This window comes from Mesorhizobium sp. LjNodule214 (assembly GCF_964252735.1).
Taxonomy (GTDB): Bacteria; Pseudomonadota; Alphaproteobacteria; order Rhizobiales; family Rhizobiaceae; genus Mesorhizobium.
In genome coordinates this window covers 133,516-158,208 of record NZ_CAXUPE020000005.1, presented here as the reverse complement: position 1 = coordinate 158,208, position 24,693 = coordinate 133,516, and the positions used below count along the sequence as shown (strand labels likewise).

At 61.5% G+C, this 24,693-nt stretch carries 27 protein-coding genes and 1 pseudogene; 20 read left to right on the top strand and 8 right to left on the bottom strand.

Annotated elements, in window-relative coordinates:
• Positions 1–97 precede the first annotated feature (97 nt).
• The 10 genes and pseudogenes from ACSQ3Z_RS34435 to ACSQ3Z_RS34390 all read left to right on the top strand — a co-directional run bounded on the left by ACSQ3Z_RS34435 (position 98) and on the right by ACSQ3Z_RS34390 (position 9,172).
• Positions 98–970: an SMP-30/gluconolactonase/LRE family protein gene (locus ACSQ3Z_RS34435; protein ID WP_123149326.1), complete on the top strand. Its 873-nt coding sequence runs from the start codon at positions 98–100 to the stop codon at positions 968–970.
• A 30-nt stretch (positions 971–1,000) separates the two neighbouring features.
• A complete protein-coding gene (locus ACSQ3Z_RS34430; RefSeq protein ID WP_436175584.1) occupies positions 1,001–2,050 on the top strand; it encodes a sugar ABC transporter substrate-binding protein in 1,050 nt (349 codons plus the stop codon).
• Between the two features lie 84 nt (positions 2,051–2,134).
• Complete coding sequence (locus ACSQ3Z_RS34425; protein ID WP_436175583.1) at positions 2,135–3,637, top strand: sugar ABC transporter ATP-binding protein; 1,503 nt, start codon at positions 2,135–2,137, stop codon at positions 3,635–3,637.
• The gene (locus ACSQ3Z_RS34420) at positions 3,634–4,632 is read left to right on the top strand and encodes an ABC transporter permease (RefSeq protein WP_436175582.1); all 999 of its coding nucleotides are present in this window, start codon (positions 3,634–3,636) and stop codon (positions 4,630–4,632) included. Before ACSQ3Z_RS34425 ends, ACSQ3Z_RS34420 begins: the two co-directional genes overlap by 4 nt.
• Positions 4,629–5,123, top strand: a complete 495-nt coding sequence (locus ACSQ3Z_RS34415) for a VOC family protein (protein ID WP_436175581.1) — start codon at positions 4,629–4,631, stop codon at positions 5,121–5,123. The genes ACSQ3Z_RS34420 and ACSQ3Z_RS34415 overlap by 4 nt, the downstream gene beginning before the upstream one ends.
• Positions 5,124–5,142: 19 nt before the next feature.
• The gene (locus ACSQ3Z_RS34410; RefSeq protein WP_436175580.1) at positions 5,143–6,153 is read left to right on the top strand and encodes a C-terminal binding protein; all 1,011 of its coding nucleotides are present in this window, start codon (positions 5,143–5,145) and stop codon (positions 6,151–6,153) included.
• Positions 6,154–6,166: 13 nt separating this feature from the next.
• A complete protein-coding gene (locus ACSQ3Z_RS34405) occupies positions 6,167–6,838 on the top strand; it encodes an RraA family protein (protein ID WP_436175579.1) in 672 nt (223 codons plus the stop codon).
• A 236-nt stretch (positions 6,839–7,074) separates the two neighbouring features.
• Positions 7,075–7,428, top strand: a pseudogene (locus tag ACSQ3Z_RS34400) (ABC transporter permease subunit); the annotation flags it as partial.
• 26 nt (positions 7,429–7,454) lie between these two features.
• Complete coding sequence (locus ACSQ3Z_RS34395; protein WP_436175578.1) at positions 7,455–8,531, top strand: ABC transporter ATP-binding protein; 1,077 nt, start codon at positions 7,455–7,457, stop codon at positions 8,529–8,531.
• 365 nt (positions 8,532–8,896) lie between these two features.
• Positions 8,897–9,172, top strand: a complete 276-nt coding sequence (locus ACSQ3Z_RS34390) for a hypothetical protein (protein WP_436175577.1) — start codon at positions 8,897–8,899, stop codon at positions 9,170–9,172.
• Positions 9,173–9,215: 43 nt separating this feature from the next.
• On the opposite strand, the gene ACSQ3Z_RS34385 is transcribed toward ACSQ3Z_RS34390, so the two are convergent.
• The 7 genes from ACSQ3Z_RS34385 to ACSQ3Z_RS34355 form a co-directional block, all read right to left on the bottom strand.
• The gene (locus ACSQ3Z_RS34385; RefSeq protein ID WP_436175576.1) at positions 9,216–9,941 is read right to left on the bottom strand and encodes an amino acid ABC transporter ATP-binding protein; all 726 of its coding nucleotides are present in this window, start codon (positions 9,939–9,941) and stop codon (positions 9,216–9,218) included.
• Positions 9,919–10,578 carry an amino acid ABC transporter permease gene (locus tag ACSQ3Z_RS34380; protein ID WP_436175575.1) on the bottom strand — a complete coding sequence of 220 codons (660 nt, stop codon included), beginning with the start codon at positions 10,576–10,578 and terminating at the stop codon, positions 9,919–9,921. The genes ACSQ3Z_RS34385 and ACSQ3Z_RS34380 overlap by 23 nt, the downstream gene beginning before the upstream one ends.
• Before the next feature lie 10 nt (positions 10,579–10,588).
• The gene (locus ACSQ3Z_RS34375) at positions 10,589–11,260 is read right to left on the bottom strand and encodes an amino acid ABC transporter permease (RefSeq protein ID WP_436175574.1); all 672 of its coding nucleotides are present in this window, start codon (positions 11,258–11,260) and stop codon (positions 10,589–10,591) included.
• A 30-nt stretch (positions 11,261–11,290) separates the two neighbouring features.
• The gene (locus tag ACSQ3Z_RS34370; protein ID WP_436175676.1) at positions 11,291–12,061 is read right to left on the bottom strand and encodes a transporter substrate-binding domain-containing protein; all 771 of its coding nucleotides are present in this window, start codon (positions 12,059–12,061) and stop codon (positions 11,291–11,293) included.
• Between the two features lie 364 nt (positions 12,062–12,425).
• Positions 12,426–12,704 carry a hypothetical protein gene (locus ACSQ3Z_RS34365; protein ID WP_436175573.1) on the bottom strand — a complete coding sequence of 93 codons (279 nt, stop codon included), beginning with the start codon at positions 12,702–12,704 and terminating at the stop codon, positions 12,426–12,428.
• 29 nt (positions 12,705–12,733) lie between these two features.
• On the bottom strand, positions 12,734–12,937 hold the full coding sequence (locus ACSQ3Z_RS34360; RefSeq protein WP_436175572.1) for an SDR family NAD(P)-dependent oxidoreductase: 204 nt from the start codon (positions 12,935–12,937) through the stop codon (positions 12,734–12,736).
• A gap of 17 nt (positions 12,938–12,954) precedes the next feature.
• Positions 12,955–13,647, bottom strand: a complete 693-nt coding sequence (locus ACSQ3Z_RS34355) for a FadR/GntR family transcriptional regulator (protein WP_436175571.1) — start codon at positions 13,645–13,647, stop codon at positions 12,955–12,957.
• A gap of 189 nt (positions 13,648–13,836) precedes the next feature.
• Here ACSQ3Z_RS34355 and ACSQ3Z_RS34350 point away from each other — a divergent pair, with 189 nt between their 5' ends.
• Genes ACSQ3Z_RS34350 through ACSQ3Z_RS34325 form a run of 6 tightly spaced genes read left to right on the top strand, consistent with a single transcriptional unit; the run spans position 13,837 to position 18,349 of the window.
• On the top strand, positions 13,837–14,832 hold the full coding sequence (locus ACSQ3Z_RS34350) for an ABC transporter substrate-binding protein (protein ID WP_436175570.1): 996 nt from the start codon (positions 13,837–13,839) through the stop codon (positions 14,830–14,832).
• 9 nt (positions 14,833–14,841) lie between these two features.
• Positions 14,842–15,669, top strand: a complete 828-nt coding sequence (locus ACSQ3Z_RS34345) for an ABC transporter permease (protein ID WP_436175569.1) — start codon at positions 14,842–14,844, stop codon at positions 15,667–15,669.
• A gap of 1 nt (position 15,670) precedes the next feature.
• Positions 15,671–16,474, top strand: coding sequence for an ABC transporter ATP-binding protein (locus ACSQ3Z_RS34340; protein ID WP_436175568.1), 804 nt, complete (start codon positions 15,671–15,673; stop codon positions 16,472–16,474).
• A gap of 9 nt (positions 16,475–16,483) precedes the next feature.
• Positions 16,484–17,236, top strand: a complete 753-nt coding sequence (locus ACSQ3Z_RS34335) for an ABC transporter permease (protein ID WP_436175567.1) — start codon at positions 16,484–16,486, stop codon at positions 17,234–17,236.
• Positions 17,236–17,934 (top strand): fumarylacetoacetate hydrolase family protein, encoded by a 699-nt coding sequence (locus ACSQ3Z_RS34330; RefSeq protein WP_436175566.1) that lies wholly within the window; start codon positions 17,236–17,238, stop codon positions 17,932–17,934. The genes ACSQ3Z_RS34335 and ACSQ3Z_RS34330 overlap by 1 nt, the downstream gene beginning before the upstream one ends.
• Positions 17,927–18,349: an AMP-binding protein gene (locus ACSQ3Z_RS34325; protein ID WP_436175565.1), complete on the top strand. Its 423-nt coding sequence runs from the start codon at positions 17,927–17,929 to the stop codon at positions 18,347–18,349. The genes ACSQ3Z_RS34330 and ACSQ3Z_RS34325 overlap by 8 nt, the downstream gene beginning before the upstream one ends.
• 59 nt (positions 18,350–18,408) lie before the next feature.
• Here the strand turns inward: ACSQ3Z_RS34325 and ACSQ3Z_RS34320 are convergent, their stop codons facing one another.
• The gene (locus ACSQ3Z_RS34320; protein ID WP_436175564.1) at positions 18,409–18,612 is read right to left on the bottom strand and encodes a hypothetical protein; all 204 of its coding nucleotides are present in this window, start codon (positions 18,610–18,612) and stop codon (positions 18,409–18,411) included.
• A gap of 342 nt (positions 18,613–18,954) precedes the next feature.
• Here ACSQ3Z_RS34320 and ACSQ3Z_RS34315 point away from each other — a divergent pair, with 342 nt between their 5' ends.
• The 4 genes from ACSQ3Z_RS34315 (at position 18,955) to ACSQ3Z_RS34300 (ending at position 24,450) form a co-directional block, all read left to right on the top strand.
• The gene (locus ACSQ3Z_RS34315) at positions 18,955–19,971 is read left to right on the top strand and encodes a tyrosine-type recombinase/integrase (protein WP_436175563.1); all 1,017 of its coding nucleotides are present in this window, start codon (positions 18,955–18,957) and stop codon (positions 19,969–19,971) included.
• Between the two features lie 124 nt (positions 19,972–20,095).
• Positions 20,096–20,470 (top strand): hypothetical protein, encoded by a 375-nt coding sequence (locus tag ACSQ3Z_RS34310; protein ID WP_436175562.1) that lies wholly within the window; start codon positions 20,096–20,098, stop codon positions 20,468–20,470.
• Between the two features lie 372 nt (positions 20,471–20,842).
• Positions 20,843–22,315 (top strand): adenylate/guanylate cyclase domain-containing protein, encoded by a 1,473-nt coding sequence (locus tag ACSQ3Z_RS34305; protein WP_436175561.1) that lies wholly within the window; start codon positions 20,843–20,845, stop codon positions 22,313–22,315.
• A 368-nt stretch (positions 22,316–22,683) separates the two neighbouring features.
• Positions 22,684–24,450, top strand: a complete 1,767-nt coding sequence (locus ACSQ3Z_RS34300; protein WP_436175560.1) for an adenylate/guanylate cyclase domain-containing protein — start codon at positions 22,684–22,686, stop codon at positions 24,448–24,450.
• The last annotated feature ends 243 nt before the right edge of the window (positions 24,451–24,693 follow it).

The following is a 24,693-nucleotide window of genomic DNA, read 5'->3' as shown; positions in this document are numbered from 1 at the left end:
GCAAGGTGATATACCAGACACCAGAAAGTTCGGCAACAAGAAGCGGCTTCGCTGACGGCCCGTTACGAAGCCAAGGTACGTGCTCCGGGGAGGAGACATGGACAGAGCCGAGCTCGCGCTCGACTGCCGTAACCTGCACGGCGAGGGAATTCTGTGGAACCACCATGACCGCCGGGTCTGGTGGACGGACATCCACGGGAAGCGTCTGTGGTGGCTCGAACCCTCATCAGGTGCTTCGGGTTCAATCGCCATGGCGGACCGCGTCTGCTGCTTCGCGCCCCGCGAGAAAGGCGGTTTCATTCTCGCCCTCGCAAAGGAGGTGGCGTTCTTCGACCCCGGCACCGGCGAACTCGCGACGATCCATCGCTTCGAGCCCGACAAACTGGCGACGCGCCTCAATGACGGCCGCACGGATCGCCAGGGCCGATTCATCGCTGGCGGAATGAACGAGGGTTCCGGACCGGAAAAGTCGACCGTGTTGCGGATCGATCCCGACGAATCGGTAACGACGATCATTACCGGCGTTGGCTGCGCCAACTCGACCTGTTTCTCGCCCGACGGGCGCCGCATGTATTTCGCCGACACCTCCGTCGGAACCATCTGGGTCTATGACTACGATCCGGGCACCGGGGTTCCAGGCAACCGACAGGTACTCAACGATTTCAAGGGAGAGCCGGGCATTCCGGACGGCTCGTGCGTCGACGCTGAAGGCGCCGTGTGGAATGCCGAATGGGAAGGCCGGCGAGTCGTCCGCATCCTGCCCGACGGGAGCATCGATCGGGTGGTCGAGGTGCCGGTGTTGAAGCCGACCTGCTGCGCTTTCGGCGGGCCTGAACTCGAGACTCTCTACATCACCACATCGCGACTGGAGGCGACGCGGGAGCAGATCGCCGCCGAGCCGACGGCCGGCTCTCTCTTCGCTTTCAAACCCGGCGTGCGCGGCGTCGTGGACGCGCCGTTCGCCGGATAGAACCCGTCAAGCGTCCAAGGGAGGAAAGACATGAGCTTCAGCTTTCGATCGTTGATCGCGATAGCAGCGACAAGCGCGGTCGTAATACTCACGGCGACCGGTATTGCCCTCGCCATCGACTACGCCGCACCGCAACCGCTCCAACCGGGCGCACAGGCGCCGATCACCAAGGGCGCCGGCAAGGACAAGATCCGCATCGCCTACATGCCGCCGGCGACCGAGTTCAACTACTACATCGCCATCGGCGAGGGCCTCAAAGCCGCAGCGGCCGAGAAGGGCAATGTTGAGACCTTCATGCTCGCCCCGCAAAGCGGCGCCGACATCAACGGCCAGATGGGCATGATCCAGGACGTGATCACCCAGGACGTCGACGCCATCGTCCTGTCGACCCATGACGAGGCGGCCGCCGCTCCGCTCGTCAAGCAGGCCGTCGACAAAGGCATCTCCGTCGTCATCGTCAACTCCGACATCGCCAACTTTCCGACCCCGGTCCATGCCGTGGTCGGCTATTCGCAACGCAAAGGCACGCATAAGATCGGCGAATACCTCCTTGAGAGGCTCGGCGACAAATCGGTCAAAGCCGCGGTCATCGAAGGCCAGCCCGGCTATCATTCGACAGAGCGCGTTGGCGGCTTCCTCGACGCTGTCAAGGGCAAGCCGAATGTGGATATTGTTGCGAGCATTCCCGGCGGCTGGAATGTTGAGGGTGGCAACACCGCCGGCATGGACCTGCTCCAGGGTCATCCGGACGTCGACGTCATCTTTGCCGCGAACGACTACATGATCATGGGTGCCCAACTCGCCGCTAAGTCGCTCGGTCGAAACGACCTGATGCTGCTTGGCAATGATGGCGACACCGCCGCTCTCGAGGAGATCAACAAAGGCACGGTCACCGCGACTGTCAACACGACACCATTCGTCATGGGCCAGATTGCGTTGCAGGTCGCGCTCGACGTGCTCGACGGCAAATTTGCAGGAGGCTTTGTCGAAACGCCGACAACGATTGTCGACAAGGCCAATGTGCTACCGGTTCTGCAGGCGGCCGACAAGCTCTATCCGAAGCCGTCGATACAGTATTGAGAGGAACTCACGTTCCTTAAGCAGCACCTTCCCTCGCTCGGCCGGACCACCCGCTCGGGCAAAGCAAGGATCGCGTGGAGAGCTATGGAAGAGAGCGTTCCCGTCTGGGAGCTGAGGAACGTGACCAAGCGTTTCCCCGGCGTCGTGGCGAACGATTCCGTGTCGCTCAGCCTCGTTGCCGGGCGGATTCACGGCCTGCTCGGCGAGAATGGCTGCGGCAAGTCCACGCTTGTCAAGGTGCTGTGCGGGGTGCATCAGCCCGATTCGGGCGAGATCCTGTGTGCGGGCCGGCCGGTCGTGCTTTCCGACCCGATCGCCGCGCGGCGCGCGGGGATCGCCACGGTCTTTCAGGAGTTCTCGCTCGTCCAAACGCTATCGGTCGCGGAAAACATCTATCTCGGCCGGCTTCCGCGAAACCGATGGCGGATAGACTGGCCGGCAATGCGCGAGGGAGCCCGGCGCGTGCTTGGCCGCATCCACGTCGCGATCGACCCGGACGCGATCGTGGGCGAACTCTCAACCGCCGGCCAGCAACTCGTGGAGATCGCCAAGGCGATCGCGGCCAACGCCTCGATGATCATTCTCGACGAGCCGACCACCGCCCTCGGCCCCGACGAGATCGCCGAGCTTCATCGCCTTCTCCTGCGCCTCAGGGACGATGGCAGGATCATCCTCTACATCTCGCATCGCCTAGACGAGGTCGTTGAACTCGTCGACGAAGCAACGATCCTCAAGGATGGGCGCGTGGTATCGAACGCAGCGGAAACGCCGGTCGAGATCAGGGCCATTGTCCGTAAGATGGTCGGCCGCGTCGACGAACACTTTCCCAAGGCGGCGAATGCCACGGGTGACGCCCTCCTCGACGTGCGCTCCATCCACACGAGCAACCGCGTCACCGGCGCTAGCTTTACGGTTGGCCGCGGCGAGGTCTTCGGCCTTGGCGGCGTGCTCGGCTCCGGCCGCACCGAAATCGCCCGCGCCCTGTTCGGGGTCGATGTGCTTCGGCAAGGCGAAATCCGGCTCCGCGGCAAATCGCTCAAGCTTCTGTCCTCGCGCGACGCGATCGCCGCCGGGATCGCGCTTGTGCCGGAGAATCGAAAATCCGACGGGCTCTTCTTCAATTTCAGCGGGCTCGAGAACATCTCGATCGCCGGGCTCGGCCGGATCACGCACCGAGCCATGCTCGACCACGCCCGCGAACGACGCCTTGCACACGGCCTGATCCAGAGCCTCAGAATCACGCCGACTGCCGGGACGGCGCTGGTCGGCGAGCTTTCCGGCGGCAACCAGCAGAAGATCGTGATTGCCCGGTGGCTGTTCGCGGAGGCCGAGCTTTTCGTTCTCGACGAGCCGACCCAAGGTATCGATGTCGGGGCCAAGATCGCCGTGTATCAGCTCATCAACGAGCTTACAGCCGCCGGCAAGGGCGTCATCCTGATCAGCTCCGACTATGACGAGCTGCTCGCGATGAGCGACCGGATCGGCATTGTAAGCCGCGGAAGGATCGTCGCAATCCGCGATGCCAGGAGCCTCGACAAGGCCGACCTGGTCAAGGCCTCCGCCGACCAGGAGGAGCTTGCCGCATGAAGCGGTTGGTGAGCAACCAGATCGTCGGTCCGCTTGCTGCCCTTCTCCTGGTGGCTGTCGTCGTCGCGCTCACCACCAACCGCTTTCTCGATGTCGGCAATCTGTCCAACCTCATTCTGCAGGTGAGCATCGTTGCGATCGTTGCGATCGGCTCGACCATCGTGATCTTCACCGGCGGCATCGACCTTTCCCCCGGTTCGGCCATCGCATTGATGACTATGGTTTTCGCCATGACGATCAAATTCGGGGGCGTGCCGCTGCCGTTGGCGATTCTGCTCGTCCTTCTGATCGGCGTGCTCCTTGGCGCCGTGAACGGCGTCCTCACCGCCTACCTTCGTATCCCGTCGTTCATCACCACGCTCGCGGCACTCTCGGCGTTCCGCGGCACCGCCTTCATGTTCAACAACGGCTCGCCGGTATTCTCCGTGCACCCGATACTCGAGCCGATCTTCTACGGCTCGCTTCTCGGGGTGCCGCTGCCGCTCTTCTACGTCGTCGGCCTCTACGCACTCGCCTTCTTCGTCATGCGCTACACCGCCTTCGGCCGCACGATCTACGCGGTCGGCGGTAACCCGCAAGCGGCGGCGCTCTCCGGGCTCAATGTCGCCCGCACGCGCTTCCTTGCCTTCGTCATTGCCGGCGCGATGGCGGCGGTCGGCGCCGTGCTCATGGCCGCACGGCTCAATTCCGGCTCGCCCAATTATGGCGTTGGGATGGAGCTATCGGCGATCGCCGCCGCAGTGATCGGCGGCGCAAGTCTCGCCGGCGGTCGCGGCGAGATCGTGAGCACCGTGATCGGCGCGCTTACCATCGTGATCGTCCAGAACGCGCTCAACCTCAACGCCGTGCCGGCTTCAGCCCAGAACGTCATCATCGGCGCGATCATCGTGACCGCGGTCGGTGTCGACATGTGGCGCGCCGAGGTCGGCCGTGTACTCGCCTTCGTCGTCGGCCCGCTCACCGCGCCAACACGCAAAGGAAAGGTAGATCAATGACTGCCATAACCTTCTCCCACATCGGCATTACGGTCCCTGACCTCGAAAGAGCTGTTGAGTTCTATTCGATGGCCTTCGACTGCTATGTGATCATGGGGCCGACCAAGGTCTCCCAGGACGACAGCGCCATCGGCCAGATGTGCGACGACGTCTTCGGGACCGGCTGGGAAAGTTTCCGGATCGCCCACCTCTCGACCGGCGACGGCATTGGCATCGAGCTATTCGAGTTCCCCAAGACTCGTCCGGAGGAGCGGCCCTTCGAATATTGGCGTCCAGGCATCTTCCACATCTGCTTGCAGGACCAGCATCTCGAAGAGCGCGTCAAGCTCATCGAGTCCCTCGGCGGCCGCCAGCGGATGAGCCAGGTCCGCTACTACTATCCCGGCGAAAAGCCCTACCGCATGATCTATTGCGAGGATCCCTTCGGCAACATCATCGAGCTCTACAGCCATTCCTACGAGCTCACCTATTCGGCCGGCGCCTATGTCTAAGGCGCGGGAGGGACGCGGCATGGCAGAACATCCCAAGGTCGTCATCACCGACTACGATTACGGCAATCTGGACATCGAACGGGCCGTTCTGGAGGCAGTCGGCGCGCGAGTCGTGGGGCTCCAGGCCAAGTCGGAGGAGGAACTGGCTGCTGAGGCGGTCGACTGTGACGCGGTGATGAACCAGTATGCCCGCATCGGCGCGAAAACAATCGAACGCATGCAGCGCTGCCGGGTGATCGCCCGCTATGGCGTCGGCGTCGACATCGTAGATGTCGACGCCGCGACCGCCAAGGGCATCCTTGTCACCAATGTCCGCGACTATTGCACCGACGAGGTCGCCGACCATGCGATCGGGCTGTGGCTTGCGCTCGCCCGCAAGCTTTTCCAATACAACACCGCGACCCATGAGGGGATCTGGCGTTGGCAGACCGGGCAACCGATCCATCGGTTGAAGGGACGCACGATGGGCATTGTCTCCTTCGGCAAGATCGGCCGGGCGATTGCCGAGCGCGCCAAAGGCTTCGGCGTCGATATCCTTGTTCATGATCCGTACATCGAGAAGGGCGTCGCCGAGGCGAAAGGCGCGCGCAGCGTCGGCAAGGCAGAGATTCTCCAAAACTCCGACTATCTGATGATGCAGGTGCCGATCACCCCCGAGACCCGGCATTTCCTGGGTGAGACGGAATTCCGCCAGGTGAAGAAGGGGGCAATTATCGTCAATACCGGCCGTGGTCCGACCATCGACAACCGCGCGCTCTATCGGGCACTGACCGAAGGCCGCATCGCCGGCGCCGGCCTGGATGATCCGGAAGAGGAGCCGGCCAAGCTCGCCAAGTGGAACCCAAGCAGCAATCGGCTGTTCTCGCTCCCCAATGTCATCGTCACACCCCACGCGGCGTACTATTCCGAAGAGTCGATCCGAATTGCCCGCGAAACCGCCGCGTCTGAAGTCGCGCGCGTGCTGACCGGCGGCATGCCGCTCAACCCGATTAACGCAGTAGAGCTGGCGCGAACGCCGGTACGAAGATGAGGGAGGTCATGCGATGCTAAAGGTGTTCAACGATTTCGAGCGGCAGCCGGTGCTGCTTGCGAAGTTCGAAGAGGTCGCCAAATGCTACAGCGCCTCATGCGTCTTTGCCGACGCTCAATACCGTCAGGGCGTGATGGATTCGGAGATCAAGCCGCCGTTTCCGGCGAGAATCGTCGGCCAGGCCCTCACGGTCCAGCTCTCGCCGGGAGACCTCGTTGACCCGCTCAGGGCAATCGAGATGGGCAGGGATGGTGACATCATCGTCGTCGACGCGGGCGGCGACCGGCAGACCTCGGTGTGCGGCGGGCTGATGGGCGGGCTCGCCAGGAACCGCGGCATTCGCGGCATGATCATCGATGGCTCCGGCCGCGACATCGACGAGCTTGAGGCGATCGGCTGGCCGATATGGGCCCGCGCCATCACGGCGCGAGGCACGCACACAATGTATTCAGGCCGAAAGGATGAGCTCTCGATCAACGTGCCAATTCAATGCGGCGGCGTACCTATCAATCCCGGCGATTTCGTGGTTGCCGACACGATCGGCGTGACCGTCGTGCCGGTAGCCAGCGCCGAAGCGGTCGTGGGGCTCGCGCGCGAACAGGCAGCGCGCGAACAGAAGACCCGCGAATGGGTCGCCCAAGGGAAAACACTTGAAGAGTTGCTTAACGAGTTCGGTCGTCTTTGAGACCCGGCTTGGTCTGGTAGGGATCGTAGAGGTACTTGCGGCGTTGGTTGCCGTCGTGGTGCCGTGCATGAACAGCGAGCAGGTGCTTTACACGGCCGATCAGCCCGGCTTGACCAATTGCGCGCTAGACGTTGTGATTGTCCAACAAGAGGGCAAGCTGTCTGGCTGCCGCGCTTTCTATGATAAGTTCCTCCAACCCTATGTCCCCGACGCGCAATTTGTTGACGCGACGCCTACTCGATGAATCGTCGCTGACGCTCGGCGCCAATTCCTGGCAAACCTTCCGCAAGGTGGTGCTGCCGCTGCTGCGGCCGGCTATCCTGGCGGCGCTGATCTATTCATTCGTCCGTGCGATGACGGCGATCAGTGCCATCATCTTCTTGGTCAGTGCGCAATACAACATGTCGACCAGCTACATCGTCGGCCGCGTCGAGAACAACGAATACGGCATCGCCATCGCCTATTCGGCCGTCCTTATCGGCGTGATGTTGGCCGTCATCGGGCTGATGCAGCTCGCCGTCGGGCGGCGCCACGTGGAAACCGATCTTTCACAGTCCCGCACCAATGTCGGCGTGGCGGGCGCCGGATAGAAGCACGAACGAGAACATGATCGAACATGGCTGAGATCAAAAGCAACGCCGCCTCGGTGGAGTTCAGGAACGTCACCAAGGTCTACGGAAGGAGCAAGGCGGCGGCGGTCAACGACATCTCGCTGTTCATTGAGGCGAGCAACCTGGTGACGCTGCTGGGACCGTCCGGTTGCGGCAAGACGACGACCTTGCGCATGATCGCTGGCCTCGAACTTGCCACCAGCGGCCAGATCCTGATCGGGGGCGCCGACGTGACGCGACTGCCGGCGACTGACCGCGACGTGTCGATGGTCTTCCAGTCCTACGCGCTGTTTCCGCATATGACAGTCCGAGAGAATGTCGAATACGGCCTGAAGTTTTCCGGCTTCAGCAAGAAGGACGCCGCCGACAAGGCGAAGGCTGGCTTGGAACTCGTCGGCCTCAGCGGCTTCGGCGATCGCTTGCCCAGCCAGCTGTCCGGCGGCCAGCAGCAGCGTGTGGCGGTAGCCCGCGCCCTGGTGCTGGAACCGCAAGTGCTGTTGTTCGACGAGCCGCTCTCCAACCTCGACGCCAAGCTGCGGCGACATGTTCGCGAGGAAATCCGCGAGATCCAGCGGAACCTTGGGCTGACGGTGGTCTATGTCACCCATGACCAGGAAGAGGCGCTCGCGGTCTCCGACCGCATCATCGTCATGAACAACGCAGTGATCGCCCAGGATGGCACGCCGCGCGACCTCTATGACGCGCCGTCAAGCGCCTTCGTCGCCGATTTCATAGGCGAGGCGAATATCTTCGATTGCCGGATAACGGACGTAGAGAAGGATGTGGCGACGGTGGAACTCGGCCCGTTGTCGTTGAAATTGCCGGCACGTGACCAAAGGCGGGGCCCTGCCAGGCTGGCGGTAAGGCCGGGCCGCATCGAAATCTGCAGCGCGGGCGCCCCCGGAACGCTTCCCGGCACGCTGCAGAAGGTCACCTATGTCGGCAGCCATCTGGAATTCATGGTCGATACCGAATTCGGCGCGGTGTTCGCGATTTCGACAAATGTCGACGCGCAGTTCGAGGCAGGCCAGAAAGTCGGCGTTGAGTTCTGCGACCATGGACCAGTTCTGCTTACTGCCTGATGCTCAAAGCCAACATGCCCTATTCGCCGGCGCGGCGCGCCAGGTTGACGGCGACCCCAGGCGGCGGTCCAGGTCGTTTTCGTAGCACCGGTGCCACCGCTTGTTCTTGCGACCCCGGCCCTAGCAGGCACGCCCGCAAGAGACGCACGACAGGCTCCGACGATTTATGGGCGACTGCTTGGCTTCAGTCGCGCGGAAGCAGTCAAACGTTGCTGCAATGCCGAGGTCCTCGGCGAACTCGCCGTCGGCAACATCTGTATCGCGTACAACATCCTGGGATCCTACGCCTATGCTGCCTACCTCAAGAATCCGAATTAAAGATCGTGGTGCCGCGCGACTATGCGCTAATCCTCTCGAGGGGCGTGTTGATCCCGACAACTACCGGCAACCGCGATCTCGCCGCGCGATTTCTCGACTATCTGCTGTCGGAGCGCGGCCAGCGTGTCGCGCGCGAGCAGGCCTTTTTCTTTTCCGAGAAGTCGCCCTTGCCCGACGGGGTCGACGGACCAGCAGCGCTAATGGAATCGGGAATAGGGCGGCCCATTCGCGTTGGTCCCTCGTTGCTTGCCGCGCAAGACCAGATCCAGCGCGCGCGCTTCATAGCCGATTGGGCGAGCTTGATCGCCAAACCGTCGCATTGAATTCTCTCTGTCTGAAGAACAAGGTGAGCGGCGGCTACACCAACTAACTCGCTCCGAGAAATTGCCTGAGCTCCGGTGTTCTGGGGCTGGCGAAGACCTCTTCTGGAGGGCCAATCTCGTGGACCCGGCCCTGATGCATGAAGACGACGCGCGAGCAGACATCGCGGGCAAAACGCATCTCATGCGTGACCATCACCAGCGTCATGCCTTCCGCCGCCAGTTCCTTGACGACGGCCAGCACTTCGGCGACGAGTTCGGGATCGAGTGCCGAGGTGATCTCGTCGCATAGAAGCGCGATGGGTTGCATTGCAAGTGCACGGGCGATCGCGACGCGCTGCTGCTGGCCACCAGACAGTTCGTCCGGCAAGGCGTCGAACTTGTGGGCGAGGCCGACGCGTTCGAGCATCTTTCGGGCGATCGCTTCGGCATCCTTCTTCGGCGTCTTCTTGACCACCATCTGCGACAGCATGACGTTGCCACCAGCCGTCAGGTGCGGAAACAGGTTGAACTGCTGGAAGATCATGCCGACCTTCAGACGCAGCGCCTTGAGATGCGTCTCGTCGGGCAGGAACTGGGCGCCGGCGACGATGATCGAACCTTCATCGATGGTCTCCAGCCCGTTGATGCAGCGCAGCAGCGTCGACTTGCCGGAACCGCTCTTACCGATGATGGCGACGACCTCGCCTGGCGCAACGTCGATGGAAATCCCCTTCAGCACCTCGTTGTCGCCGAAGCGCTTCTTCACCTCAGTGATTGCGATGAGCGACATTGAGCTTCCTTTCCAGCAGTTGGCTCGATTTCGACAGCGGCCAGCACAAGGCAAAGTATATGAGCGCGACCAGCCCATAGACAGTGAACGGCTGGAACGTGGCATTGGTGACGATCGAACCGGCCTTCGACAGTTCGACGAAACCGATGATGGAGGTCAGCGCCGTGCCCTTGACTACCTGCACCGAGAAGCCGACGGTGGGCGGCACAGCCACTTTCAGCGCCTGCGGCAGGATGACGTAGCGCATCTGCTGGAGGTAACCCATGCCGAGGCTGGCGGACGCCTCCCACTGGCCCCTGGCGATGCTCTCGACGCAGCCGCGCCAGATTTCGGCGAGGAAGGCGGCAGTCCACAGGACGAGCGCGACGCCGGCGGCGAGCCAGGCGGGAACGTCTATGCCGAACAGGCCGAGGCCGAAGAAGGCGAGAAACAGCTGCATCAGCAGCGGCGTGCCCTGGAACAGTTCGATGTAGCCGCGAGACAGGAGCTGCGCCCAGCGCCGGCCGCCGATGCGCAGGAACAGCAGGGCCGCGCCGACCACCCCGCCGCCGATGAAGGAAACCAGCGACAGCAGGATGGTCCAGCGCGTGGCCAGAAGCAGATTGCGCAGGATGTCCCAGAAGGTGAACTGAGTCATGGCGCGTGTCTCATCGCGACGCCTTCCTTGGAAACAGCATCCGGCCGAGGCCGGCCAAAAGCTGGCGCAGCAGGATGGCGAGGGCCAGATAGATCAGGGTGGAGACGATGTAGGTTTCGAAGGCCCTGAACGTGCGCGACTGGATGAAGTTGGCGGCGAAGGTCAGGTCTTCGGGCGCGATCTGGGAAACGACCGCCGAACCCAGCATGACGATGACGATCTGCGACGACAGCGCCGGCCAGATGCGCTGCAGCGCCGGGACCAGGACCACGTACCAGAAGGTCTGGAACGGAGTCATGGCGAGGCTGGCGCCGGACTCGAACTGTCCGCGCGGCGTGGCCTGGATGCCGGCGCGGATGATCTCGCAGCTGTAGGCGCCGAGGTTCACGATCATGGCGAGGTTGGCGGCGGTGAGTTCCGACATCTTGATGCCGAGCGACGGCAGGCCGAAGAAGATGAAGAACAGTTGGATGAGGAAGGGCGTGTTGCGGATCAGTTCGACATACACCGCCACAACGGGTTTCAGCCAGTTCGGCCCGAGTGCACGGACCCAGGCACAGGCGGTGCCCAGCGCCACGCCGAGAAGCGCACCGACCAGGGTGAGCTGAACGGTGATCCGGATGCCCTTGAGCAGGACCGGAAAATAGTCGACCAGCCAGCCGAAATCGAAGTGATAGATCATGGGCTGCTACCGACACCGGCCACGCGACGATCACAGGTCCGCCGGCAGGTCCGCCTTCAGCCATTTCTGCGAGATCGCGTTAAGGGACCCGTCGGACTTCGCGGCGGCGATGATTTCGTTGATCTTGGCCGCAAGCGCCAGTTCCCCCTTGTTCATGCCAATGTAGCAAGGCGAGTTCTTGATCAGGAATTTGAGTTCGGGCCGCTTTGGTGGGTTCTTCTCGAGGATGGCGGCGGCAACGACGTTGCCCGTCGCGATCACTTCGACCTGGCCCGAGAGGAAAGCCGAAATGGTGCCGTTGTTGTCTTCGTAGCGCTTGATGTCGGCGCTCGCCGGCGCGACCTTGGTCAGTTCGAGATCCTCGATCGCGCCGCGGGTGACGCCAACGGTCTTGCCGGCGAGGTCTTCCGGCTTCGCCGCCGCGACATCGGCAGGAGCGAACACGCCATTGAAGAAAGGAGCGTAGGCGGCCGAAAAGTCGATGACCTTCTCGCGATCGGGGTTTTTGCCGAGGCTGGATATGACCAGGTCGACCTTGTTGGTCTGAAGATAGGGAATGCGGTTGGCGCTGGTGACCGGAACGATCTCGACCTTGGCGCCGAGCTTTTCGCCAATCAGGTTGGCCATGTCGATGTCGTAGCCTTGCGGCGCCATGTCGGTGCCGACGCTGCCGAAAGGCGGGAAATCCTGGGGGACCGCGATGCGGACACTGCCCCGCGCGCCGATGTCGCTCAAGGCGTCAGCCCGCGCCTGCGAAGACGGAGCCATGGTCATTCCAAGCATGGCGGCGAAGGCCAGCATGCACGCGTTGTGACGGTTCATCATTTTTTCCCTTCTGACTGGACAAAACCGATAGGTCGCCAAGGCAAAGCAACAGACATGCCAAACCACCGAAGTCGGTGCCTGTCGGGGCTTTTTGAAAGCACTGTCACGATCCGATGCCGTTGGAGCGGCAGGCCGCCCAAATATTGTGCAGGTGTGCGAAGTGCGCCCGCTGCCCAGTTGTACGTCAGTCGCAGCGGCGCTGGGAGCCTGCGCCTTTTATACTGAAGCTGGCGGACGCGGCGCCGAAGCGGGCGAAGTCAGGCAAGGCCATCGGCTTCAATCAACGATTTGAATACGTCTCCCGGGGTCCATCAAATATTTATATATCAACGCTTTACGCTTAATTCTTTGAATTGAGCACTAGCGGGTAAGCCTGTGACTTTTGAGCGAAATGGTATTGGGCCCGTTCGTCAATTTTCTCCGTCTTGTTGATGGCACCCGTCACACGTAGTTCAACACTCCCGGCTTCGAAAGACCCTTCAGCGAAGCGTGCCATGTGCCGGCCGAAAGCGCGAGAGCACCAGAAGACGCCGTTGACGTTGACGTTCATCCACAGCCACAGTCCATCGCCGACATCTTCCGACGAAATGCCGCTGCTGCCGAAACCGGCATTGTTCATGAGGATCGAGGCCGGCGTGCCCCGAGCGGCTAGTTGTCGGCGATCTCGGTCATCCCTGCCGACGAAGTGACGTCGCCGAGCATCAGTTCGGCCGAATACCCTTTCGCGGTCAATGCATCCTTGCCGGCACTGTCGATCTGCTCATCGGGCTCGATGATGACCAACCGCGCCCCGGCCTCGCCAAGCGCATCCGCGCACGCGAGCCCAATGCCTCGGCCGCCGCCGGTGACCACGGCGAGTTCGAAGCGGGCTATTCAGCAGCCTCATGGACCGGAATTAAACGTCGACCGACCTGCAGCAGATGCAGGCGCATAGCGGTCGCAGCGCCTGCAAGATCACGTTCGGCAATGGCTTCCACGATCCTCTCGTGATCGGCAAAACTGTGATGGTCGGCCGGGGGGCGCGCACCATCGGCACGCAGTCGGCCCCACACCACGGTACGCCGCACGGCATTCAGCACGTCGAACAGGCCGAGCAGCACCTTGTTGCTGCTCGCCTCAGCGATCTGGCGGTGAAGCAGATTGTCGATGTTCTCGTATTGCCGCCATGTTGCGGCTTCGCGCGTCTGGGCGAGCGACTTCCGCATCGCGGCTATGTCGTCAAGCGTGGCATGCAGTGCTGCCTCGCGCGCGATTTCCGGCTCTATGATAAGGCGCGCGCGCATCACATCAGCCGGGTTGGTGCGCCCGGCGATTTCCGAAATGCCGATCGTCTCTTCGATCGGGCCGCTTCCGACGAAGGTGCCCTTGCCGACGTGGCGCCAGATGCGACCGTCCTTCTCGAGCACTGCCAGCGCCTTGCGCAAATCGCCACGCGAAACGCCGAGGCTTTCGCAAAGCTCCCGCTCGGCCGGCAGCCGCGTTTCGCCGGACAGGTCCATCTGCGCCAGATAGGCCTGAAGCTGCACCAGCGCGGCGTGGCCGCCGTCTCCGACAATATCCATTGGTTTAACCAATTCGCGATTGATTCTTGTGCTTGGTGATAAATTGATTGGTTGAATCCGTCAACATCCGAATTGCGGGCCACGGATCACGAGTCAATCGCAACCCGGCGCGAATTACTGCTTGACCAATCTGGCTGAAATCCCTAACCATTTACAGAATTGGTTACAAGAAAAACGGGAGGAAGCAAAATGACCAGGTTGACCAGACGTGCCGTCCTTGCAACAGCGCTCGCCGCGGCGATCGGCAGTGCAATGTCGATCGAGGCTGCCAGCGCCGGCGATATGCGGATCGCGTTCGGGGATTTGCCGGGAATCGAATCCATCCAGACACTCACGGCCATCGAACGCGCGAAGGAGCGCGGAGTAAACGTCGAGCTGATCATCCTCAACGACGAAGATCTGGCTGCGCAAGCCATCGTCGGCAACCAGGCAGATGTCGGCATCGGCGCACCCTATACGCTGATCCAGAAGGTGGGCGTTCCCATTCGTCTGTTTGCGCAGATTTCGACGCTGCGCTTCTTCCCGGTGGTCAACAGTGAATTCTACAAGGAATGGAAGGATCTGGACGGACAGGACGTGGCGGTGCAGGCGCGCGGCTCCGGGACAGAGGCCGTCATGCTCCTGATGGCCAAAACCCACGGTATCAAGCTCGGCACCGTCAGCTACGTCCCGGGCTCCGAGGTTCGGCGCAACGCGCTTATCCAGGGCACGCTGAAAGCCTCAATCGTTGACGCGGCCAATCGGCGTGCGCTCGAGGCAGAAGCGCCCGGCAAGTTCATCGTGCTGCCCGTCGATGACCTCAGCGCCACCGACGAAGGTCTGTTCGCCACCGCCGACTACCTGAAGAACAATGCCGCCGATGTCGATATCCTCGTCGAGGAACTGATGAAGACGGCGCGCGAGATCACCGAGAACCCCGCCGTCGCGGTCGAGTTTCGCAACAAGTACAAGCTGCTGCCCGACCTTGGCGCGGAGGCCGACACGGAAATCTCCGAATATTACAAGGAGACGGCGGGCGCCGGCAGCCTGGTGCTGAACGGCGGCGGCGCGGAGGCCGCAGCAGACGACTTTGCGTTCTTCAGCCTGGCCGGCCAGATCGAAGGCGACCCGGCCTCCCTTAAGGTCGAGGACTTTTGGGACGTCGCCGCTATCGACCGCGCCGTTGCCAAGCTCGGCAAGAAATAGGTCTGGCGGATGGCGACCGGCATCAGGACGGAAAGCGAGGCCGTTGGTCTCGCTACCCTTTCAGCACGCGGCGAGGTGGGTGGATGGCGGGACCAGCCAGTTCTTCTCAGGCTGGTCTCCATCGCTCTTTTTGCGGGCATCTGGGAAATCGCCGGCCGCATACCCGTGAGCTTTGCGTTTCCGACCTTCTCGGCCACTTTCACCGCCTTCATCGGGCTGATTGCCGACGGCAGCCTGCCTCTGGCGTATGTTTCGACGCTGCAACCCTTGCTGCTCGGCATAGTGCTGTCGGCTTTCCTCGGCGTCGGCCTCGGAACGCTGTGCGGCCTGTGGCGCACCGGCGAATGGCTGCTGATCCCGGTGTTTATCGTGCTGCAGGCCGCACCCGTCGCGGCCTTCATCCCGATGGTGACTTTCGTCTACGGCATCGGCATGACCGCCAAGACGCTTGCGGTGATGATACTGGCTTTGCCGGTCATCGTGCTCAACACCTACAAGGCGGTGCGAAACGTCAACGAGTCGCTCGTCGTCATGTGCCGCTCGTTCCTTGGAACGCGCTGGCAAGTGGTTACACGGATCATCCTTCCCGACGCCAGCCCGGTCATTTTTGCGGGTCTGCGTCTGGGCGTGGCGGCGGGCTTCGTCGGCGTCGTGCTGGCCGAATTGCTGATCACGCCGACCGGAATCGGCGACCTGATCACCTTTCACCGTTCACGCGCCGACTATGCCGAAATGTATGCAACGATTGCCTCGATTATCGCGCTTTCGACCCTGACGCTGATTGTGCTGCAGTGGATCGAGGTCCGTGTTTTCAGGCCCGAGACAAGAGGAGCCTGAGATGCGCGCTGCTGTACTGCGAAAGGAACCGTCATCGATGCCCGCGCCAATCGATCAGATCGTCGAGGTGAGGGGAATCTCCAAGAGCTACGGGAGCACCGAGGCATTGCGCGGCATAGACCTCGACTTTCCCAGGGGCAAGCTGACCAGCCTGCTCGGCCCGAGCGGCTGCGGAAAGACGACGCTGCTCAAGATCATCGCCGGGCTGATCAAGGCCGATGCCGGTACAATCGCGATCGACGGCAAGGTGGTCAGCGCGCCAGGACCCGAGCGCGCCTTCGTGTTCCAGGATTTTGCGCTGATGCCGTGGGCAACCGCGCTCCGCAACGTCGCCTTCGGGCTCGAACTGCGCGGCAAGGCAAGAGCCGAACGCGAGGAGATCGCCCGCCACTACATTGCCGAGGTCGGGCTCGCTGGGTTCGAGGATAAGTATCCACACCAGCTTTCGGGCGGCATGCGCCAGCGCGTTGGTCTGGCGCGCGCCTTGGCGGTCGATGCCGACGTGCTGCTTCTCGACGAACCGTTCTCGGCTGTTGACGAGCAGAACCGGCGGAAATTTCAGGAAGACCTGATCAGGTTGCGCAGCAACCAGAACAAGACCTTCATCTTCGTCACGCATTCGATAGAGGAGGCGGTCTACATATCCGACCGCATCGTGCTGCTGTCGCCCCGGCCCGGCAGGGTTTCGCAGATCATCGAGCCCGAGATCGACCGCTCCGGCGACCCCGACCTCATTCACCGCGACAAGCTCTATCTCGATACGGTTCAGGAAATCTGGCGGGGGTTGAAGCAATATGCCGAATGAGGCCCTGAGATGACCCTGTTCGGCTACCGCGTCCCGATGATGGCATCGCTGCTTGTCTGGTGCGTGCTGTGGGAGATCGTCGGCAGGCTCGATCTGGTCTTCCTGCTGCCGCCCCTCAGCGAGGTGCTGAGCGCGGCTGTCGGTCTGGTGCAGACTCCGTCCTGGCAGAGCGCGACGGTCACCACGCTGCGCGCCTTTTTCACCGGAATGGTCCTGTCGATTGTGATCGGCGTGCCGCTCGGCATTCTCATGGGCCGCGTGAAGATCGCCGACGACTTGCTCGGCATGTGGGTGAACATCTTTTCCAGCGCGCCGCTCTCGGCGCTGGTGCCGGTGCTGATGATCCTGTTCGGCTTCGGCGAAAGGACAATCGTCGCGGCGGTGTTCCTGTTTGCGATCTGGATCATCGTCCTCGATACCCGCGCCGGCGTCCGGCATATCTCGCCGTCGCTCATCGAGATGGCGCGCTCCTATGGCGCTTCGCGATGGGCGCTGTACCTGAAAATCATCCTCTGGGCGGCGCTGCCGGAAATCCTCGCCGGCATAAGGCTCGGCCTCATCCGTGGCGTGAAGGGCGTTGTGATCGGCCAACTGCTGGTCGCCATCGTCGGCTATGGCGCACTCTTCGAGACCTTCTCGCGGAATTTCCGCATGGCCGAGTTCTGGGCCCTCACCATCATCCTTTTCGCCTTCGCCCTCCTGATCGCCGAACTGATCGAGCGGGCCGAAGCCAAAGTCGAATACTACGCAGGAGCAAGATAATGAACATTCACGGCGCAGACTACGCAATCGAACCGACCACGATGCCGGCCATCCCGGTCGCTCAGTCCGACAAGCTGTTTCCGGTGCACCGGGTCTATTGCGTCGGCCGCAACTATGCGGCGCACGCCGTCGAAATGGGCCACGATCCGAACAAGGAGCCGCCTTTCTTCTTCCAGAAGAACCCCGACAACCTCAATACGTCCGGCGAATTTCCCTATCCGCCGGCTTCCAGCGACGTTCACTATGAGATCGAGATGGTGGTGGCGTTGAAAAGCGGCGGCAAGGACATTCCGGCGGACAAAGCGCTCGACTGCGTTTTCGGCTACGGCGTCGGCCTCGACATGACGCGGCGCGACCTGCAGGCCGTGGCCAAGGATCTCGGTCGGCCATGGGAGGTCGGCAAGGCCTTCGAGGCGTCGGCGCCATGCACCCCGCTGGTTCCTGCAAGCGCGATCGGCCATCCCGCCCAAGGTGCGATCTGGCTGGACCTGAACGGGCAGCGCAAGCAGACGGGCGATCTCAACCAGATGATCTGGAAGGTGTCTGAAATGATCAGTTACCTGTCTGGCCTGTTTACGCTCATGCCCGGAGACATTATCCTTTCGGGGACGCCGTCCGGCGTTGGCGCCGTCCAGCGCGGCGACATTCTCACCGGCCATATCGACAGTGTTGGCGACATCGAGGTCAGGGTTGTCTGAGGCGAAATCGATCATCGCTCGGATCGCCGCAGGTGCAGACGGCGCGCCGGCGATCTCGGCGCCCGACCGGACGACCCTCATGCATGGCGGATTGCGCAGTCTGATCCGCGAGACGGCCGAACAGTTGCATGCGCTCGGCGTCGGCCGTGGTGATCGGGTGGCCATCGTGCTGCCCAACGGACCGGAAATGGCGACGGCCTTCGTCGCGGTGGCGTCCGCCGCTTCGACGGCGCCGCTCAATCCCGCCTACCGGGCCGACGAACTCGATTTCTATCTCTCCGACATTGGCGCCAAGGCGATCCTGGTCGCCGAGGACGAAAACGGTCCGGCGGTCGGCGTTGCCGAGCGCCAGAAGTCGATTCACGTGCGTCGATCAGTTCTTGGAACGTCCAGCGCGAGCCCATGCGGCCAATAGCGCACGAGAGGGAAGCTCGCCAGCGGGCCTTCTTTACGTCTGGCGCCGATGCCCCCTGGCTACCAGCCCAAGTGAATTATCTGGGAAAGATCGGCGATGTCGCCATAGATCATCGAACCTTTGACGAGAAAACACTTGCCACCCAGGACCTCGAAGAGCGGGCTTGACGCGATGCAAGCCGGCGGGACCTTGCGGTCCCTGGCTTCGGCACAGCCGACGCTGATCGCGAGGATAGCGATAGCACAGAGAGTCGTTTTGCTCATATCTGACCCCTAAAGCCAACTGGCTTGTTGGGCCGCAAAAACCGGGTTGCCGTCCCTTAAGTAGCATCGGGCCACATGAGCTTCATTCTATCGATTGGAGACCCGAGCTCATCTATTTGCCGTAGGCGCAAAGACGGGTTCACGCACTTCTTGCCGTTGAACTCAGGCTTGTAGTCAGCCCGAACGCCGGGGTCGCGAAGCCCGCTGACCGCTACTTCTTGTGACGGAGACGCTGGACGAGTGGCCATTGCTATCCCTCAACTACACACGGCAACTCTGCGCTACGGAAGCGCGTTGCGCAATGAAGGCTCTAGCCGGACGAGCCGCCAGTAAGCGGCCAGCATGCCGTTTGAGGCTTGGCCGCTCGAAGATAGACGCCTCTGGGAGCTGGCAGTCGAACAGCACGATATCTTTGACAGTGGACCAGGAGCCTCTCTGGCTCCATCAACCAAATATGGCAGGAAAGCCGACTACGGCCTGTGGCTTGGCTTCCTTTCCCACATTCTCCCCGAAGCTCTCAAACTTCCGCCTCATGAGCGGATTGATCGGTCGTTCATCGAGGACTACGTCGAGTATCTCCGCGAAAACTGCCGGGAGACGACCATCGCACATCGCCTTGGACGTCTGTTCTATACGATCCGGGCGTTTTGTCCGGATCGTGACTGGCAGTGGCTCTACCGCATCTCCAGGCGGATTGCTGCAAAAGCGGAGCCAATCAAGCATCGACGGGTGTTGAGTCCGGAACTCTATGCCGTTGGCCTGCGCCTGATGGATCGTGCGCTGATCAAGGCCAATGCTCTCGGGCGTCTGACGAAGAGCAGTGTTGTCGCCTATCGCGATGGCCTCCTGATCGCGACGCTGATGGAAGCTCCCATGCGCAGGGGAGCTTTCTCTCTTCTGCAGCTTGACGACCATGTCGTGTGTGTCGGGCAGCGATGGTACCTGACGGTGCCAGCGGAAAACACCAAGACCAGGACCGCACAAGATTACGAGTTGTCAAAGCGTCTATCTCGCTACATGGACATTTATCTTGATCAGATCCGTCCGGAGTTCCCGGGTGCTGACACACACAATAGTCTCTGGCCGTACGAAGGGCGTCCAATGACCGACAAGATGATCAGGAGGCGTATCATCAAATGGACGCGCGTAGGTTTGGGCTTTGAGGTGAGTCCTCATCGCTTCCGGAACGCTGCTGCCACCTTCATCTCGGTCGTGGACCCTGAGAACATCCGGGCGGCCAAAGATCTGCTCGGACATCGGTCGTTCGCCATGACCGAAAAACACTACATTGACGGTGCCCAATCCCGCATAGCGGGCCGGGAATTGGCGGCCATCCTCGCGGAGCGCGGGGGGACTTAGTCCGCGCCCAGGGACTTCACGGCCGCTGAGTGGTGGCGGCATCTAAACACGGTACTGGCCATTTTCATTCTGACGACGGATCGAGCCCGGCGCTGGCGAAGCTACATCGATGAACGGAATCCAAATGACGAATGTTTTGTCCTGGAAACGAAGCCGAGCCCAACTAGAGGGTGCAATCGTCTTGGCGCGCCGCCCAGGCCAGAATGGACTCGTTGGTCTCATAGAAACCAGCCTCTTTATGAATTGGTCGCCAACGCGCGTTCGCTTTTGGTGGACGGACATCATTACCGACGCGGCGCTTGGCCTCACGTTCGATGTCGACGGCATGAAAGATGCCGAGGCACATGCCAAGCATTGTCGGGGACAGTATCCGGCCTGGGAGATCATAGTTTGGGATGCGCATGATGAAAACCTTCCAATCTCGATCGATTGGAATGCATGGGCCGCCGCGGATGACAAATACGGCCATCGGAACCCGCCATTTGCGATGAAGGAGTGACCCGGCGTTTCGTTGGCCGTGACAACTATCGAGCGGAATACCAAACCTCGCCAGGTGATTTAGGATCGATTGCTAGCTCTGCCAAGTCGTCTCGATTGGGAATGATCACCGCGCTGAGGCGGTAATCTGATTGTGCCAACTGCTAGTAATTTCCGGACCGCAGAAACCGCAGCGGGCGACCCATGGACTATTACGGCCGCACTCTCTGCGCAACTGACCTTGGTGGAGCCGAAAGAACGACCGCTTTGCGCCGCATGTCGGCCATAGAGGCGAACTTTGCCTCCGCCTGGAAGCAGACATCGCAGCTGACCATGCTGAAGGTCGTGGTCGCGCCAGGAGTTGACGTCCGGCCAACGCTCGACGAAAGGCTCAATGCGGCGTTCTCTGCCCCTTCTTTCGGACCAGTCTTCCGGTAAAAGCACCATTCCATTTGTCGCTTTGGTTCAGTACCTTTGCCCTGCGTACCTGCGTATGTGGCAACCGTTTCGTAGCCACCAACCGATTGGACAGGCGGCCATGCAGCGACCTGAGACGCGTTATGCCCGGTGCGGCGATATCTCGATCGCCTACCAGGTCGTCGGCGCCGGACGGATCGACCTGCTCTATGTCCAGGGCTGGCTCAGCAACATCGAATATGCTTGGGAAAGCCCCGAGTATGCTCGTTTTCTGAGCAAGCTCGGTCGCTTCTCCCGTTTGATCACATTCGACAAACGAGGCACCGGAATGTCCGACCGGGATGTCGGCTTTCCGACGCTCGATCAAAGGGCCCAGGACATCAGAGCCGTTCTCGATGCAGTGGGGTCAGAGCAAGCGGCGCTCTTCGGAGTTTCTGAGGGCGGCGGTATAGCTTCGTTCTTTGCTGCCACCCACCCAGAACGCGTTAGGGCGCTGGTGCTCTACGGCGCCTTTGCGCGTCGCGCCCGGGCGTCCGATTATCCTTGGGGCCAGACCCGAGAGGAGCTCGAAGAATTTGTCACCTCGTTCATGAAGAATTGGGGACAACCCGTCGACCTTGACGAAGGTGCACCGAGCGTCGCCGGGAACCTCAGTGTCCGAAACTGGTTTGCAGCGTATCTTCGGTTTTCCGCCAGCCCTCGCGCCGCGGAACGGATCACCCGGCTGAATAACGAAATCGACGTTCGCGCGGTCCTTCCTGCGATACAGGCCCCGACGCTTGTCCTGCATCGCGAGGGCGATCGTTGGCACTCAATCGATGAAGGACGCTATCTGGCTGCCCGGATTCCCGGCGCCGAGTTTCGCCCCCTGCCTGGCAACGACCACATCCCTTGGTATGGCGATCAGGACCGGCTAGTCGAGGAAATGGAGGAATTTCTCACCGGTGAGCGAGCATCCGCAAATGTTGATCGGGCGCTTGTCACCGTGGCGATCACAGACATCGTCGATTCCACCGCCGCGTTGAGTGCCATGGGGGATGATCGTTGGCGGATGGTTCTTGAACATCTGGACACGAGTGCACGCCGGCATACCGCAGCTTTGGGTGGGCAAATTGTCAAACACACTGGCGATGGATACATGCTTGCCTTTGTCGGGCCGACCCCAGCCATCGAATGTGCCCAGGCGCTGGCGCGCGATGCGAACGCTCTCGGATTAAAATTACGGACCGGAATCCACACCGGAGAGTGCGAGCGTCGCGGCGATGACTTGAGCGGCTTAGCAGTTCATTTGGCTGCGAGAATCATGGCCGAATCGGCCCCAGGCTCGATCCTTACCTCCAGAACGGTGAAGGACCTGGCGGTCGGCTCCGGTCTGAACTTCATATCTGTCGGACACCGGGAGATGAAGGGTATTCCCGAAAGCTGGGAGCTCTACGCATTGGCGAGTTGAAGCAGCCTTCGCTCCCGTGCGCAACCAGTTTGCGGGGCCGCCAGTACGAATGACGAGGAACCCACCTGAACCCGACCTTTGTGGTCCGGGCGAGAAATGTCTCAATCGGGTCAAACTTCACCGTACGCCTTCTGCGAACGAGCGTCCGCAACGGGGTCGAATGTTGCCTTTCGTCTCGCAGATGAGAACCAGCAAGTAGCGCCATTTCGTGACATCGGCGCTGAATGCAGCGAAGGTCGCGTCTCGAGCCCAAAGCGGTCATTCGACCGTCGATTGAAAATTACTTTTCTTCGCCTGGATCGTACCCATCGAGTTGGGGAGGCGGTGATCGGTTCGTTGTGCTAATCTCGATAGCCGCAGAGGGCGCTATGAGCGAAACCCGCAAGATCGCGGCGATACTAGTCGCGGATGTGGTCGGCTACAGCCGCCTCGCCGGCGCGGACGAGGAGGGCACCTTGGTGCGCCTGCGGGGGCTCCGCAGCGACCTGATCGATCCCGCTATCGAATTGCATCACGGGCGGGTGGTGAAACGCACAGGTGACGGAAGTCTTGTCGAGTTTCGCAGCGTCGTCGATGCTCTGAGATGCGCTATTGAGGTGCAGAACGGCGTGGTCGAGCGGAACGCCGGCCTGACGTCCGAGCGCCGTATCGAGTTCCGTGTCGGTATCCATTTGGGCGATGTGGTCGAGGAGACCGACGGCGATTTGATGGGCGACGGCGTCAATATAGCCGCGCGCATCGAGGGCATTTGCGAGGCCGGCGGGATTTGCTTGTCCGAAGATGCCTATCGGCAGGTGCGCGACAAGGTCAGGGAAGAATTCGTCGATCTTGGCGAGCAGTCCCTCAAAAACATAGCCAGGCCGCTGCGCGCCTATCTCGTGCGGTCGGGTCACAACGCCACTGAGACCACGACTACCGCATCCGACGCGTCATCGAGGGGACTGGCCTTGCCGGACAAGCCCTCGATTGCCGTGCTGCCTTTTCAGAACATGAGTGGCGACCCGGAACAGGCATATTTCGCCGACGGGGTGGTGGAAGACATCATCACCGGGCTGTCGCGGATCAGATGGTTGTTCGTGATCGCCCGCAATTCGAGCTTCATCTACAAAGACAAGGCAGTCGACGTGCGACAGGTCGGCCGCGAACTCGGCGTCCGCTACGTCCTGGAAGGCGGGGTGCGCAAGTCAGAAAAGCGTGTTCGGATAACAGCGCAACTCGTCGAGGCCGAGACTGGGGCCCACCTTTGGGCCGACAAATATGACGGTACGCTGGGTGATATCTTCGCCCTCCAAGATCAGATGACGATGAGCGTCATCGGTGCTGTCGAACCGACCCTGCGCAAAGCGGAAGTCGCCCGTGCTCGTCGCAAGCGGCCGGACAATCTGGACGCATACGACCTCTTCCTCCGGGCACTCCCCTTAGCGGCAACCGCGATGCCGGAGGACGCAGACAAAGCGCTTCTGTTGCTGGACCAGGCGATCCGGCTGGAGCCAGACTATGCTGCAGTCCATGGGCTCATGGCTTGGTGTCACGAGCAGCGCTATTTGCGTGCAGGACTGCGCGCCGAAACCCGTGCGGCTGCGCTCCGCCATGCTCATGCAGCAATCGAAGCGGGCAGTGACGATGCCATGGCGTTGGCAATGGGCGGTTTTGTGATTGGAGTCCTGGAACGCAATTACGAAACGGCGCTTGAGGCGCTTGACCGTTCGCTGGCGCTAAGTCCCTCATCCGCGTTTGCATTTGGGTGCAGTTCGATCATTCGCGCTTGGGTCGGCGACGATTTGGGAATGGAACATGCCAAGATCGGAATCCGCCTTAGTCCGTACGATCCGTTGATCTACATGCCCTATGTGGGACTTGCTTACGGCCATTTTTTCAAGGGAAATTTCGTGGAAGCTGCAAGTGCGGCGAGCCGGGCATCGGCGGCCAATCCGCGGTTCAGCGTGCCGTGCTATTTGCACGCGGCGGCAATGATCCGTCTCGGCCAGTTGGCCGAAGCAAAGTCGACGGCCAGGGTTGTGCTGGAACTGCAGCCCGGTTTCACGATAAACGGGCTGGTCTCCGGCCAGATCACAACACCGGAACGAATGGAGATGCTGGCTACCGCTCTACGCGAGGCTGGATTGCCGGCGTAAGCTTCTCGTCGAGGCACTGAGGGTCCGCATCGGGTCCCACTTCGAGACATTCGTTCGCGGGGTTTGCAACGACCGGCTGGGGTCATGGGTGTGAATTCGACCGCCGTCGAACGAACTGCTGCTTTGGGTGTGGAATGTTGCCGTTCGGCTCATCTGCCCAAGAACGAGCAAGGAGCGCCATGAGCGGTCGTCTGGTCGGCGCCCAACCAATGGCTCGAACGGACCCTGAGCGGTCCTTTGCGC